Here is a 15,739-nt window from a genome sequence, read left to right as displayed (position 1 = left end):
TTACTTTTAACTACTAATAAAACCAATAATATGGGCAAATTAATGTTATTCAACTAACATTACCACTTTTCCCGAATTTTCGTTGTTATCTAAAATACGATGAGCCTCATTTGCATCTTGCCAATTTAACGTTTTATAGATATTGCAATCCAACAGTCCTTGTGCCAAATCATCATAAAAGCGGGTTATAAACTGCTCTTTTAAATCGCGCTTAAATTCAATTGAACGGTTTCGTAAGGTTGATGCATGAAATGAAATACGCTTACTAAGCAGCCTTGCAAAGTCAACCTCAGCAAAGCGCGCATCTAAAAACGCTAACATCACAATTTGGCAATCCATTGCTGCAACGGCGGCATTTTTGTTTAAATAGCTCCCTGAAACTGGATCAACAATGGTATTGGCCTGTAAATTATTTGCTTTGAAGTATTCTACAAAGTCGGTGGTTTTATAATTGATGGTATGGTCAGCACCCAGCTGTTTGGCATGCTCGCACTTTTCATCGCTTCCGGCGGTGATCACCACTTGAGCGCCAGCGCGTTTTGCCATTTGAATTGCGGCACCGCCTACGCCACTGGCTCCTGCATGAATAAGTGCCGTTTGCCCTGCTTTAAGCTGACCAAATTGAAACAAAGCAGAAAATGCCGTTAAGTAAACTTCGCTGATAGCAGCGCCTTGGGCCATTGTCATTTCATCTGGTAAAGGCATCACTTGCGCAGCATCAACGGCAACATACTCGCTGTAAGCACCGCCCGCACACAAGGCAAAAACGCGTTTATTAAGCCAGTCACCGGATACTGCACTACCTTGCTCAACAATGGTACCGGCGCATTCTAACCCTAGAATTTCACTGTCACCTTTGGGCGCAGGATATTTACCTTGTCGCTGTAAACAATCTGCCCGATTAACGCCGATTGCTGCAACAGCAATAAGAACTTCGTTATCTTTTAGGGCTGGTTTATCTGTTTGCGCAAAATGTAACTGTGAGTCTTCGTGCTTAATATAACGCATATCACCTTCTATTTAATTCGTTGCCAGATCTCAGCTTCGACTAATTTGCCATTTTCATACAAGGTGTGGTGCCATAAGTCACCTTCAACTTTGTAATCAAATGCCATGGTCTTACCAAGTAGTGAAGGTACATTACCATAGGAAAAAGTTTCGATAAATTGCTGGTCTTGCAAAACATATTTGCCACCACCAGCATAATGAAAGTTGCCTTGCTTTTGGGTGATATAGCTAAAATGACTGGGTGTAATCAGTTTAACAGAGGTTATTTCTGGCGCTTTTGCCGTTACATAACCATCACTGGTTGCATATTTACCTTCAACAAATTGCCAACTACCTAATAACGGATTGGCGCTTACAATTGATGAAATAAATAAACTCGATATTAAAAGTGTGTTTTTCATAGTGCGTTCCTTAGCATTTATTCAATAGCATACGCTAACACTATGTTCCTATTAAACAGTTACAGGTTGAGATTTTTTCATTTGAGCTTTCATCGAAGAAAAGCGCCAAGACTGCTTATAAGGATAAACATCAAGCAATTGCCCATCGTTAATAGCCGCTTGTAATTGCTGCCACATAGTGGCTGTGAAAATATCTTGGTGGGCTGCATTAAAATAATCAAACGCCCGCTTATTGGCGCTAAAAAACACTTTAAACTGGCTAGGAAATACATCGTTTTCTGCGATATCAAAGTAGCTTTCGCTGCTGAGCTCATCCAATGAGTCATCGGTTTTTGGCAGCTCTCTAAATTGACATTCCGTCATTGGGCAAATTTCATCGTAGTCATAGAACACCACTCTTCCCCAACGAGTGACACCAAAGTTCTTCATCAGCATATCGCCGGGAAAGATATTAGCCCCCGCGAGCTCTTTTATTGCTTTACCGTAATCAACCATGACTTGCTGCAGTTTTCGCTCATCACAGTCATTGATATACAAATTAAGCGGCGTCATTTTGCGTTCTACATAAACATGGCGCAATATAAGTGCATTACCCGAAATTACTAAACTATCACCAATTTGCTGCTGCATCGTCTTTATTAGCTCTTTACTAAATCGACTTAAATCAAACGCTAAATAACGAAATTCATGTGTATCAACTAACCGACCAACTCTATCGGCTTGTTTAACAAAATCGTATTTGGCCATGACCTGCTGTTTGGTGGCTGTTTTCGGTGCACTGAATTTATCTTTGATTACCTTATAGACATAATCTGAGCCTGGGGTTGTAAATACTAGCATTACCATGCCCGGCGTTCCTGGTGCAATAATGTATTTATCATCCACAGGGCTATTGCGCGTGGTATCAACTTTGTAACGATAGAACTCGGTTTTAGCATGTTTGATAAAGCCTATGGCATTAAACAACTCAAAGCGTTGCTTATGGGGCATTAAAACACTGAGATAATCAACGTATCGTGCGGGTTGGTCGGTATCGACCATAAAATAAGTACGCGCAAAGCCAAACAATAAGCTAAGTTGGTCAGCTCCCATCATCACAGCATCAATATGCAGACCTTTTTCACTGTTTAATAACGCAATCGCAAATGGCATGTTATCGCCATTTTTAGCAATACATCGACCTATGATGTAACACGCTTTATTTCTGAAAAACAAAGAATTTGCGTATTCAATATAACCATCGTTGAGTGCAAGTAGCTCATAGACTTGCGGGCATTGCAGTTTTGCACCCGCAATTAAAGTACGCTGCAACATGGCAACATCACCAGTAAAATCAGCGTATTGTGAACGAAACACATGGCGTTTTATTAAGCTGCTGATGGCACTTTCAAAACCATTTTGTAAAGAAATGCGGCTAACCAATGAATCAAAAGGCCGCGGCCCAAGTTGATAACGTGCTTTTAGTACAAACAAATGTACATTGCGGATTTTTCGTGAGTCCCAAATAGCACCGAAGGTTGAGTTAAAAAAAGTATGAGCAATCGGCTGATTTTCATGGCTTTGCACCATTTCTGCGTATATTTTTTTGGCTAGTAACCAAATTGCAGGATCATCTACCTCGCTATAAGCAATAATTTTTACTGCTTGGCTTACCTTTTTTACTTGCCCTTCATAAACCTGTAATCGCGATTTCATAGCCCCTTGAACTTGATGCCACTGGCGCTGTTCAAAACGACTTTGTGCACCGAGGGTAATATTTAAAAACTCTGCAAACATAGCCTCAAAGCCAGCATACACCGCGCGGGCAAGCTTAGTCGCTACTACCTGATTTAACTGTTCGCTGTGTGATTTAACAGCCAAATGTGAGCTCTGCTGTGGCATTATTTTTATCGCTTATGCTGATTATTTTAGTCGCCTTGTTTACACACAATAGCAAGCGCGCTTTAATTTAGGTAATTAATAAAGATAATAAATAAGATTGATCAAATGAATATTAGGCACGTCGACCTCAACCTATTGGTGTATTTAAATGTCCTCATTGATGAACAAAGTGTGTCAAAAGCCGCCAATAAACTGGCTTTGACTCAACCAGCAATGAGTAATGCCCTTAAGCGTTTACGTGATTTATTTGATGATCCATTATTAGTGAGAGCCGCTGGCACGATGACGCCGACAGCAAAAGCGCTCAGCCTTAAACCTGAAATAGAATCACTGTTAAAAATGGCCGAAGAAATTACTCAGCCAAGTGAAGTATTCGACCCTAGCACAGCTAAAATTACATTTCGGATTATGGCAAACGACTACCTTGAATCAACCCTAATTGCGCCGTTTATCACGCAGCAGCTGGAAAAAAATCCGGGACTTAACTTTGATATTTTGAGCCCAAGCGATGTTAATCTTCAAGATATGGAAAAAGGCACCATCGACCTTGCCATAAACCGCTTTAACGGCCTGCCCCGCTCATTCCACCAAGCCAGTGTTTGGCGCGATAATTACTGCTGCTTAACACACCCAGACAATCCCTACTTACAACAGCAAAATCTTGAAGGCTACCTTGTACAAGAGCACATTTGGGTGAATCGGGCAGGTTGGGGCGTAGAAGCGGCATTGACGAATAAATCAGGTAGTCAAAAACTCGGCTGGGTCGATGAGGCATTATGGCAATTAGAACAAACCCGCAATATTCGCGTATTCACCCGCCACTACATGGTGGCAAGCTTGCTGTGTCAATCACCAAAACTGATTGCCACATTACCTCGTCGACAAGCCATGTTATTAGCAAAACACACTGATTTGGTAATAAGTCCAGTGCCTTTTCAAATTGTTCCTATTGAAGTGAAAATGTTATGGAGCCCTTTGTTACATCACGCAAACCCGCACCAGTGGCTTCGCAGAGAGCTACTTGCCTTTGCCAGTACCGTGGCTGATCGCTAAAAACAGCGTAATATTGATAAAATCAATATCAGTTATTGAAAACAACAATTTCATTAATAATGAGTGAAGGGCTAGAGTGAAGTTAAGCACATAAACAAAGAGAAAATGATTATGGAAACTTCAGCGCAATTCACTCAACAGGACGGCCTTTACATTAATGGTCAATTACACTCATTCATCGAGCAACAACTTTGTAAAAAAAGTAATTTACCTTGTGAAGAAATTTACCAAACATTAGCCACTATGGTTGATGAGTTTGGTTGCCAATGCCGTAAAACCAAACATCAAGATGATGATGTTTTACAAGCGGACACACTGTTAAAAGCATACAGCACAGTACGCACTCACCCGCATTGTCATGTTGATGCTCAAACAACAACTGCAGTACTCGATGAATACTGCTGCCAAGTACCCGCTATTTTAGTGGTTGCGTTAATGGACACATTAACAGGCATGACAAGCAATGAACCAGGTGCAGAACATATTTACCAACGTGCAGCACAATTAACAGGTAAACCATGTGTCTACGCAGTTAAAAGCGCCAGTGCCGCATAATATGGTTAATTATTTGAGTTACTTATTCGCGCGATGATGCTTTTTGCAAAATCACTGCAACTAAGCATCGTCGCATCGGCTACTAAATTAGCCAAGTCAAACGTCATTTCATTTGCTTTAAGCGTCTCTTCTAGAGCTTTTTCTATTCTATTCGCAGCCTGATGCCAGCCCATAAAACGTAGCATCATTACCGCACTTAAAATACTGCTTGTTGGATTTGCACTGTCTTCACCGGCAATGCGATTAAATGTGCCATGAGTCGGTTCAAAAAAGGCTACTTCATTATTTAAGTTTGCCGCAGGCATAATTCCTACCCCACCGACTTGTGCTGTTAACATATCAGCTAAGTAATCGCCGTTTTGATTGGTTGTTACCACCACATCGAATTGCTCAGGAGTGAGCAGCGCTTGTTGTAACATGTTATCGGCAATGACTTCTTTGATGATTAAATCATCTTGCTCTTCACGTTTGATAACTAACCAACGACCATTGTCATGCGCTATAGCGTTAAACTCTTGCTCAGCAAGGGCAAATGCCCAGCGTTTAAAAGCGCCATCGGTAAATTTAAGTACATTACCTTTGTGCACCACAGTCAGTGACTCACTGTGCTCTTTAAGGGCAAAGTTAAGAGCATAGCGCATCAAGCGTTCTGCCGCCTCTTTCGAGCTGTTTTTAATACCAATGCCGCATTGGTTATCAAAACGTAGTCGGGTGACACCCATTTCTTGACACAGAAAATCAAGCATCCGCTCGTTGTCAATACTGCCAGCCTGCCACTCAATGCCTGAATAAACGTCTTCTGAGCTGTCGCGGATTACTGTTATTTGGGTTTTTTCAGGTTCTTTTAAAGGTGATGGTAAGTGCGGATAACTGCGAATGGGCCGCATGTTAACGAATAAATCCATCTCATGACGAAGGGCCACATTTAAAGAGCGAAAGCCACCGCCAAGGGGGGTTGTTAGCGGCCCCTTTATGGCAATTTTAAACTGCCTAACGGCATGCAGGGTTTCTTGCGGGAACCAGTCACCATCATAAAGCGCTGCTGCTTTTTCGCCATTGAACACTTCCATCCAATGTATTTGTTTATCGCCTTGATAAGCATGGTCCACTGCTGCATCGACAATCTCACGCATCACCGGGCTTATATCATGACCGACACCATCGCCTTCAATGTAAGCGATAACTGGATTGTCAGGAATATGCCACTGGCCCTTACTATCGATAGTAATTTGCACGCCATTCGATGGTACTGAAATATGTTGATACTGCATCATGTCTTCCCAGCAAGGTGTTTTAACAATATTAATATCAGGAAATAATTAATTTGTCTGTGCTTACAAAGAAATAGCCGCTATTCAAGCAATCAATGCGTTACCTTGGTTATCTCGTCTTGCATGGCACAAAATAAGGATGCAATAAGCTGCGTATCGAGCGTGACCGTATCGTTTTTTAGCGCAGTATCAACGGCAACCGCTTTAACATAGAGCATTTCACATTCGAACATGTTTGCAGCGCCTTTAAGCATATGAACATTTCTGCTTAAGCCATTAATATCCATGTTTTTATATTGCTCGCGCATTTCTCGATATTGTTCTTCAAGGCCCTTTATATAATCATCTTTAAGCGCCTGAAACTCTTTTTCAGGTAATTTAATATCAGCTAATTCATCGCAATCTAAGTAACTGGCAATTTTATGACTAAACGCATTTCTATCAATTGGTTTGGCGATTAAATCATTGAAGCCTTGCTTCATATAACGGGCAATTTCATGCTTCATGGTATTCGCTGTCAGTGCAATGATTGGCGCACTAACTCCCGTTGCTTGCATCATTTTTAATGCTTCTTGACCGTCCATAATCGGCATTTGAATATCCAGTAGAATAAGGTCAAAGCTGTCTTCTAGGGTTGCTTGCACTGCGTCTTTACCATTTTCAACGGTGGTCACTGTCAGCCCCATACGCTCTAATATTCGCGCAATTAAACGCCGGTTGTCTGGGTGGTCTTCAGCAAGTAGTACCCTACCCTTTAAGTTCTCAGGTGCATCAAGCTTACTAAACGGTGAGGTTTCAACAAGTTTGACTTCACTCATATCATTGAGCCAACGTGTATTATCTGTGGTATAAACCGACATGGTAAAAATAAATTCACTGCCAGAACCGACATTACTTTTAACACTGATATCCCCATCCAATTTTTTGGCGAGGCTTTTAGAAATATTAAGGCCAAGACCAGTGCCGCCATACTGGCGAGAAATACTTGAATCCGCTTGATAAAAGGCACTAAACAAGGCTTGTTGCTCTTTGTCTGTCATGCCGATACCGGTATCTTTTACGCTTATCGACAACTTATCGTTATGACAGCTCACCGTTAAGGTTATACGCCCGACTTGAGTAAACTTAAGGGCATTGGTTGTTAGGTTTAATAAGATTTGCCTTAATCGACTCGGATCAGTAATTAGGTAGTCTGGCAACGGGAAACTGATAATCAACACTGAACTTTAAGCCCTTATCACGGATTTGCTTGCCAATAAGTGACTCAATATTGGCAATCGTGGCAAACAAGTCTGTTTCGACTAAATCTATTTCTAGCTTGTTGGCTTCAATCTTCGACATATCGAGTATATCGTTTATTAATCCAAGAACATGGCGGCTATTTTGCAATATAACGCCAATCCCATGGTTGCGCTCATGAGGCTTAATGTCCCCGAGCATAATGCCATCTGCATAGCCAATAATTGATGTCATTGGGGTGCGAATCTCATGACTGATATTCGCTAAAAAGCGACTTTTAGCTTCATTCGCATCGCGAAGCTCAGAGGCAAGCTCTTCAAGCTCCAAGGTTCTTAAATGTACTTTTTCTTCTAGATTTTTATTGAGCTCTACGTTGTCATCGTGAAGCAGCCTAAACTTATCGGCCACAGCAAACGCCAGCAACATGGCGTCCATGGCTGTGCCTATCAACCCCAATAAATATAAATTAATGGAAGTAGCTGGCAGCAAGCCTAAATTAGTTAAATTACCCACCATATTCGGTAGCATCATGGCAATGTAAGCCAGCACAAAATAGCGTGCTGGCTTAAAGCCAATGAGCATACAGCGAATACCTATGTATAAGCCTAAACATAAAGCAACACCCGTTACTAACGTTGACCAATAAAAACCAAAGCTTGGCCATAAAATACAAAACGGAATACCCAAAGTGGCAATTACACCCACCGTGAGTGATAATTGCGCCAGTTTCGGAAATGTTTCTTTGAGTTTAAGTAAGTTGTTGTAAAACAGAATATTGGTTAATGGTGTGAGGGCAAAGCCGAGCCAGTGAAGATGAGGATTATAGTAACCAAACAGCTGATCAGAAATATGGAAAAAATGGCTCCAAGCAAACACCCAGGATGCAGTAAATAATGCGTAATACAGGTGTGTAACATCACGGGAAACCAAGTAAATTAATAAATTATATAAACCAAGTGCAATGCCCACCCCAAAGCACAGCATCATGATCATATTTTCGACGGTTATGTTCTGAAAATAATCTTGATAAGGCGTTAATACCAGCTTTGCGGGAGTATAAAAGTAGTCACTCTCAAAATAAGTGATTAACGTGTAGTGCTTACCTTTTTCAAGAGATAAACGATTACCATAGTGAAAAGCAAATTGGTTAGGCTCGACCCCACCGGTTACAAAGTGCTGTATCGGGGCACTTGGATCAGATATATCATAAATGCGGCTTTCTATTTTCGAAACCAAAGTGTTATACGGATAGAGGACTAAATCTTCTATATCACTTTGATTTTCAATTTCAACAATTAACCAATAGCTACCGCCGACAGAGCTTATTCGAGATTGCGGTTTTTTGCTGGCTCGCCAAGCATCAATCGCAGCCACAGATTGCGGGAACATATTATCGTTCGCCATAAACACTTCACCGACATCATGGAGGTTTTGATCAGCTACAGCATCAGTGTAGACAAACGTATCTTGTGCATTAGCCGAAACACTTAATATAAACAATAACAGCAGAGTACTTAAATACAGCTTTAACCGCATTCACAAAACCCCTGTACCATTGTGGTGATGGCAACGACTAGAATTGTAGTGAAACATCAAAGCCATAGCGACGCCCTTCCCCTTTAAAGTCTTCAAGCATGCCTAGGAACGAACTTAAATCGAACTTTAACTGACTATATTCAGTATCAAATAAATTTTTGCCCCACAAAGTAAATGACCAATTATCAACATCGTATTTTAGATGCGCATTCACAATGCTAAAGCCGTCTTGGCGAGCATATGGGTTCATGTTCTGATCAAAATAAAATTCAGACTGATAATCGTAAATAATGTTTGCCGATAACGGATACGACGCCAAGCTGGTATCATATTTTAATCCCGCTGAAACATTCCATTTAGAGGTAAATGGCAGTTGGTTATCGGTAATACTGTTACCAAGTGGGTCAACGTATTCTTCAAATTCAGCATGGGGGATATAACCTACTGAAAGTAGCATGGCTAATTGCTTAGTTGCTTGGTAATTAATTTCAGTTTCAAGACCATAAATTGTTGAATCAGCTACATTTTCAAGTAATTGCACTGGTGGCATTTGCGGTGTTTCTGACGCTTGGTTCATAAACACCTGTTGGTCGTTATAATCATAGTAAAACGCTGCCCAATTCATTCTTAATTGCTGGCTAGGCCAGAACGACTTCAAGCCAACTTCATGGGCATTTAAGCGCTCTTTGCCGTAGTTTGCTAACATTGCTTGTTCTTCAGATGACAAAAAGCCGCCATTGTAGCCGCCACTTTTACTACCATTTGCAAAACGATAATAAAGATTGCTTGCATCTGAATAACGATAATTAATTGCAAATTGCCCGCTAAAGCCATTATCTGATTGCTCATCCGTGACGCGATAAAATGGTACAAGCACACCGTCTAAGTCGTTCACATCAAGCACCGTATTTAACGTGGCGATTGAGTCATACTCAAGTGACTCATAGTCATATCTAAGACCCGCGGTGATCATCCATTTATCTGCGACAGGCACTTCAATTTGGCTAAATACTGCCAAATTTTGCATCTCGATTTCGTTATCGTAGATAAAGGTCGCGGTTAAGTTTGTGGGTAAAATGCCACGAAAATCGCGCAAAATATCATTTAAATTATCTTGCTCAATTGTTTCATCTGCAAAATACACCCCACTGGTTAACGTGTAATCAGCAAATTCGTTAAGTAATCTGAATTCTTGGCTAATTAGATGTGTATCTAACCCTAATACTCCTTCACACAAGCGAGCTGGCGAGCCATCGCAATTAAAAGCATGGCTTCTTTCGAGATCGTTAAAACTCGAAAGCGTTGTAAAAGTACTTTGCTCGTTTAAATGCCAATTTACTTCAGCAATAAAGCCATAGCCATCAGATTTATGAGGCGAGTCATTATTGACGCTTACCGCAAAGAAATCATCACTGCCATCATTAAAACCAAAGTTATCAAAGCAGCGTGTTGAGCCTGCATCTGCTGGTGAACACAGCTCACCCGTTAAAGGGTTGGCGACAATACCAATACTGCCAACAGGCTGGGCAATACCATCCCAGTCTTCAATATGCGCTTGCAGGTAAAGATCAACCTCATCCCACTCAGATAGAAAAGACACACGGGCATTTTTTTGCTCCATACCTGCTGTTGGTGAGTCTGTATAGATATTATTTGTTGAGTACTCATAGTCTTGATAGTTAACAGCAATACGCATTGCACTTGAATCTGATAGTTGTTGGTTCCACATACCATCGATGCTAGTAGCGTTATTATTGGCAATGCCTAATGTCAATGAACCATAGCTATCAAACTCAGGGCGGTTTGAGCGAATCAGAATTGCACCACCGGTAGAATTTCGCCCAAACAGAGTGCCTTGTGGGCCGCGTAAAATATCGAGCTGTTCAATATCGTATAAGTTAACAATTTGATTATTGGCAGACCCCACCGCAACGCCATCAATATACATAGCGACAGGTGAAGTGTTCGCCGTATTGTAATCAAGTAACCCTACCCCTCGAATACTAACAGCAGGTGGCGTTCCTTCTGCGGCGTTTTGGGTTATTTTTACATTTGGCGCAAACAAACCAATTTCAGTTGAATCTTTAAAATGCTGAGCTTTTAAAATTTCGCCATCCACTTGGCTTACCGCTACACTCACGTCTTCAATTGCTTGCGGACGTTTTTGTGCATAAACGCTAATAACTTCCATGTCTTTTTCAATCTCAGCTCCTTGTGCAACAGCGCTTGCCATTACACATGCCGCCAAGCTGGTGCTCGACAACATCATAAACTTAGGATCTTTCAGAAAGGGTCGCTTCATTAGCTTTTAGACCTTAAAAGAGGGAAACTTGTTAAATTGTTGTAATTTAGTGGTAAGTATAGACCAAACAATCAATTAAAGTCGCATATAAATCATGGAATTTCATGACTTATACGCATACTTATTTACAACTTTACTCACACTAACCTTTTTCGAATGCGTGCTCTCCGCTGATCTTAGTTGGCCAACCACATATTGCCCGCGCTGTTTGCATACCTGCCATCACAGCAGCCTCAACACAACCTGCATTAACCCCTGTTTTTATCCAGTCGCCAGTGATGCGTAAATTGACAAACTGACTGCCATCTGTAGCAAGGCGGTATTTACTCGAATCAACCACAGATAAAACATAGCGCTCACTAGGGTCTACATTAACGCGCCAATATTGCTGCTCAAGTACAGGTAAAATGCTGTGTGGATCACTATAAAAAACCTGCCAATCAAACTTGTTATCAATATAGGCTTCGGGCCAAAGTGGCCGCATATCTGCGCTAAACAAATTATGCATATTCAATTTGACTTCGGCTTTCATTTGCTCTGGGAATTGATGTGCACTGGCAGGTGGGTAGTTTTCGCAGCTAAACGCACTGCAAAAATAGGCAATGTTCACTGGCGCATTTTCACTTGGCCAATCTTCTTTATCTAGCAAATTGCCCATTGCGGCCCAAGTATCAAACGGCTCAACAAAGCCGCTTAAAATAGGCCCTTCATCAGCGGCATTAGTTTGCGTAAAGCCAAGTTGTGGATCGGTTTTATTCAACCATACTTGGCAAGCCTGAGTCGCCACACTTTGCACTTTTGTTGCTTGTTGAGAAAGCGCGTAATCTACAGCTAAAAGTTCAGAGGCTACATGTTCAAGTGAGGCAACTGAGACACCTAAAATCAGTGTATCAAAATCAATACCATGGCGTAGGGACACTGTTGGCAATGGGGTGCTAAAGTGCTCTTGATAGACCTCAGGCCAATTACTCCAAAATGACTCTAAATTGATCTGATATTCTTGTAATAAATGCGCTTGTTCAGGACTGATTTGCTCATACAATGGCTCACTAGGCCAGCAAGGTAGTTTTTTTACATCAATAAGCGGTTCATAATCTTGGCCAATTAAACTCACCTGTTGGCAAAGTTTAATTTCACTTACCAGCGACTCACCTTGGTCATTTTGTCCTGCCGATAAGTTAGTTAACTGATGAAAAAACTTAAACTTAACGCCGCGCTGCTTTAAAAGCTCATAAATTGGACCGAAAATGACATCGCCCATCCCTGCTTGCATTTTCCACATCACGCCACCTTTGTAGCAAAGGCCTATTCGTAACATGGCAAGGGCGGCAACACCGGCTTCAACATTGGGTTTATTAAAGTCTCCTTTTGGATAAGCGAACACCAAATCATAAAAGCCACGTACTGGCGCTGAATCGACACTGTAAGTTTTGTTAGCACCATTTTTTTCTAGCCACTGACGAAAATCGTAGCAATTAATGACGCCAAAACCGTCTCGATAGACCTTGTCTTTAATCAGTCCTGTGAGCATTGCAATAGCAAGATCGGCGCAAATATAAAGTCTACGCAGCTCTGGGTTGTCATCCAGTAAATCAATCACTTGATCTTTAAACCAACGTTTTAACTTTCTGACGATATACCAAATCACCAAGCGATCAGCTTGCTTATCGGTGTGCGTAGCCTGCTTTTCAGTGAACTGTAGCAAATGGGTTATCAATGTTCGTGGGTTCGAGGCAATTTCAGTTGCGCCTGCTTCAATATCATCAATAAACTGCTTTGCGCCATTTAAATGGGTATCAATATCTGCTTTGATTTCTTGATACATGTGCTTGAGTAACGATTGATCCCGTGATTTTTTAGTCACTAACGTAGTTTGAGCATGTTGCTGCTGACAAACATGCTCAATGCCTTCGGTCCATTTTTTTAGCCATGCTAATGTCATGGTGACAAAGTCCCACACTGTTATATCTAGGCTGCCATCAGCGGGGTTACCTGCAACGGTTGGAAAATCAATCGGCCAAGTTTGCCATTCGTTATCAATAAACTCTTGTAAGGCAATAAAGCTGTGTGGTTTAAAGGCCTGCTGCCAAGTAGCCAATGAACAACTAGCGGGTCTATTGAGTGAATTATATACACCTTCTAAGGTGCGAAAACTATTCACGTATGCGCCAAACCAAACATGTAAACCATGCTCTTCAATTCGCTGTCCGAAATGGGCGTTACGGCCACTTGCCCCTTTCCCGCCAAGACGCCAGCCTTGTTGATAGACAGTAATTTCGCGCTGGCTTTGCCAATTAACTTGCTCGGTTAAGTACACAGCCGCAGTCATCGCTGCAACACCGCCCCCGACAATAGTGATTTTTTCTTTTTCCATGGTCACCTCTATGCTGGTAACAGTTGTGTTGCGCCAAGCTGGTCAAAATCCATATTGACGTAAAAAGGTAAATGAACAACTTGCTTGCCAAGTGCGATGCCAAACATGTCATTTAAAGGAAAACTCGCAAGCGCTTTTACATCAAGACTAAAATCATTGTGTAAAAGTTTTAATTGGTGGATTTTTTTGATTAGTGATGGCGAATGAACAACGCTCTGATAAACCGCTTTTTCTCCTACACCATCAGGAAATTGTTTAAATAAAATCTGATCCATCTGCGGGTGTATAAATCCCTCTAACAATTGTTTAAGAAGTGATATGTCAATGCCTTTAATTTGCGCATCAAACAAGTCTGTTACGTGCTTAGAAAATTGCGATAAGTTATCGAGTAAGTTTTCCTTGGTACTTGCTTGTGTTTGCTCAATGGTTAATAGCTCATGCATCGCTAATTTAGAGTCTGGGTGAAATACATCAAAACATTCTAAAGTTATACTAAAGGGCCCCGCATCACTCACAGCTGTAGGCATTTGGTATTCACATAAGTATTTATTGTAACCCCAAGCCTCTCTGCCATTAATTAAGGCATAGATATTATTCACACTAATAAAAGCCGGATACCAATATAAATGGCTAATATCACCATCTTGCATTTTTGCTACTGGGAGCCAAATAATAATATCGGTTTCTTGCATCCAGCCATGCTCAGAAAACGGTGGCGTTAACGAAGAAATTTTTTCGATATCAGTGAAGGTAAGTAAACAAGCACTCCCTAACACATTAAACGAGGTTGATTCAGTTGCTAGTAGATTTAAAGTTGCATCAACATACTGCTGCATTTTTTGCTCGCAGCCAGACACAAAAAAACCATACATTTGCGCGTTGATCATTCGACAAGGTGGTTTAGCAACCGGGTTAGATAAGAAGTGGCTGTAATTTGTTTGGTCCGTCATAGTCATTACTTATATTGTTGTTTAGTAATGACTATAGACCAGTTTTTTAATCGTTGGGGACAAGTTCTGAGTTACAACACTCTTTTAATAGCTGTTCGGTAAATTGCTGATAGCCGAGCTGATTAAAATTCTCAGATAGCGGGTTCATAAACCCATGAGCATAGTCGGCTACTTCACAGCTCACCTTGGCTTTACTTTTTAATGAAGCAATCACAGGCTTAATATCAAAATGCTCTTCACTGTGAGGAAAAATAAATCGACAAGGAACGTTAGCCTCAAGCTCAAGATGATGTCTAACTTGTGATGGATAAAAGGCAATGATTTTTTTAATGAAAGAATCTTTTAATTCTGCTTGAGCACGCCACACAGCGGCAGCGCCTGCACTAAATGCAATAATCGTGGTTGGCTGACGGACAGTCGCCATTTTTAAATGCACTAGCTCAAAATAACTGTCATGGCCGCATTGAGTCATAAAATGTTGATATTGAAACTGCTCATTTATGGGGAGCTGAATTTCCCCCATGTAAGGGTCACAAAGACTAACCTTACCGCGAAGCTGCTGAGCAAGCAGCGATAGATGCGCTGTTTTACCGAATATATCTGATACCAAAAGGTAATTCATAAGCATACTTCTTATTGTTATTTTGTGCCTAATCACAATACGCCTGTTTCTATTAAACATCCAGAGATTATTTTTGATGTTTAAAAAATAAACCTTGCGCTTAATTGATTCTTACAGTACTCTGATTGTCTGGTTTGTAGAAACCACGCGGTTAACCCCTTACCTTGATCCAGTAATTCCCGCATATTCGTATAAATACTTGCAGCTTGTTCGCTAAATGACATTTTGATGAATTTTCAAATCATCACCAAACTGTCACAAACTTAGTCAACACTGTTAGCAAGACAACAAATGTCGGTCTGTATTTTTTAAATGCCTATTAAAGCTCTACAGACACAGACAAAAGAAAAAGTGAGTTTTATTATGTCATATAAATACAACGGATCTTTGATCCAGATCGCACATCCAGTGCAATCAATCTCGGTAAACAAACAGCGTGTAATTTTTAGCGACACGCAGGGCTTAAAAAATGCCATCTTCCAAAAGGCTAGTGATGCACGCCAATTTGTGAAGTGGTTAAAAGCCAACTAAACCCTACCGATAAACG

11 protein-coding genes and 1 pseudogene are annotated in these 15,739 nt (G+C 41.0%); 3 read left to right on the top strand and 9 right to left on the bottom strand.

All coding sequences use genetic code 11. The features are described 5' to 3' along the window. Nucleotides 1-45: 45 nt before the first annotated feature. The 3 genes from HYD28_09180 to aceK are packed head-to-tail and all read right to left on the bottom strand — an operon-like array spanning nt 46 to nt 3,290. A complete protein-coding gene (locus HYD28_09180; GenBank protein ID QLE09108.1) occupies nt 46-1,008 on the bottom strand; it encodes a zinc-binding dehydrogenase in 963 nt (320 codons plus the stop codon). A gap of 8 nt (nt 1,009-1,016) precedes the next feature. Next, nucleotides 1,017-1,409: a hypothetical protein gene (locus tag HYD28_09175; GenBank protein QLE09107.1), complete on the bottom strand. Its 393-nt coding sequence runs from the start codon at nt 1,407-1,409 to the stop codon at nt 1,017-1,019. A 51-nt stretch (nt 1,410-1,460) separates the two neighbouring features. Further along, entirely contained in the window at nt 1,461-3,290 is a 1,830-nt protein-coding gene (gene aceK / locus HYD28_09170; GenBank protein QLE09106.1) for a bifunctional isocitrate dehydrogenase kinase/phosphatase, read from the bottom strand. 105 nt (nt 3,291-3,395) lie between these two features. Between aceK and HYD28_09165 the strand changes: the two genes are divergently transcribed. Both HYD28_09165 and HYD28_09160 read left to right on the top strand, forming a co-directional pair. Then, nucleotides 3,396-4,343, top strand: coding sequence for a LysR family transcriptional regulator (locus HYD28_09165; protein QLE09105.1), 948 nt, complete (start codon nt 3,396-3,398; stop codon nt 4,341-4,343). A gap of 111 nt (nt 4,344-4,454) precedes the next feature. After that, nucleotides 4,455-4,898 carry a hypothetical protein gene (locus HYD28_09160; GenBank protein QLE09104.1) on the top strand — a complete coding sequence of 148 codons (444 nt, stop codon included), beginning with the start codon at nt 4,455-4,457 and terminating at the stop codon, nt 4,896-4,898. 5 nt (nt 4,899-4,903) lie between these two features. Here the strand turns inward: HYD28_09160 and icd are convergent, their stop codons facing one another. From icd to HYD28_09130, 6 genes and pseudogenes are all read right to left on the bottom strand, one after another. Then, nucleotides 4,904-6,169: an NADP-dependent isocitrate dehydrogenase gene (gene icd, locus HYD28_09155; protein QLE10525.1), complete on the bottom strand. Its 1,266-nt coding sequence runs from the start codon at nt 6,167-6,169 to the stop codon at nt 4,904-4,906. 92 nt (nt 6,170-6,261) lie between these two features. Continuing rightward, a pseudogene (locus tag HYD28_09150) lies at nt 6,262-8,944 on the bottom strand (response regulator). Between the two features lie 37 nt (nt 8,945-8,981). Then, nucleotides 8,982-11,210, bottom strand: coding sequence for a TonB-dependent receptor (locus HYD28_09145; GenBank protein QLE10524.1), 2,229 nt, complete (start codon nt 11,208-11,210; stop codon nt 8,982-8,984). A 178-nt stretch (nt 11,211-11,388) separates the two neighbouring features. Beyond that, nucleotides 11,389-13,620: an NAD(P)-binding protein gene (locus HYD28_09140; GenBank protein QLE09103.1), complete on the bottom strand. Its 2,232-nt coding sequence runs from the start codon at nt 13,618-13,620 to the stop codon at nt 11,389-11,391. 8 nt (nt 13,621-13,628) lie between these two features. Next, entirely contained in the window at nt 13,629-14,570 is a 942-nt protein-coding gene (locus HYD28_09135) for an acetoacetate decarboxylase (protein QLE09102.1), read from the bottom strand. Between the two features lie 46 nt (nt 14,571-14,616). After that, nucleotides 14,617-15,192 (bottom strand): hypothetical protein, encoded by a 576-nt coding sequence (locus tag HYD28_09130; GenBank protein ID QLE09101.1) that lies wholly within the window; start codon nt 15,190-15,192, stop codon nt 14,617-14,619. 363 nt (nt 15,193-15,555) lie between these two features. Here HYD28_09130 and HYD28_09125 point away from each other — a divergent pair, with 363 nt between their 5' ends. Beyond that, nucleotides 15,556-15,723: a hypothetical protein gene (locus tag HYD28_09125; GenBank protein QLE09100.1), complete on the top strand. Its 168-nt coding sequence runs from the start codon at nt 15,556-15,558 to the stop codon at nt 15,721-15,723. Nucleotides 15,724-15,739 lie beyond the last annotated feature (16 nt).

The sequence above is a fragment of the Pseudoalteromonas shioyasakiensis genome (assembly GCA_013391845.1).
Lineage (GTDB): Bacteria > Pseudomonadota > Gammaproteobacteria > Enterobacterales > Alteromonadaceae > Pseudoalteromonas > Pseudoalteromonas apostichopi.
Note: the sequence above shows the minus strand (reverse complement) of the source record. Positions and strands in the feature narration are given on the sequence as shown.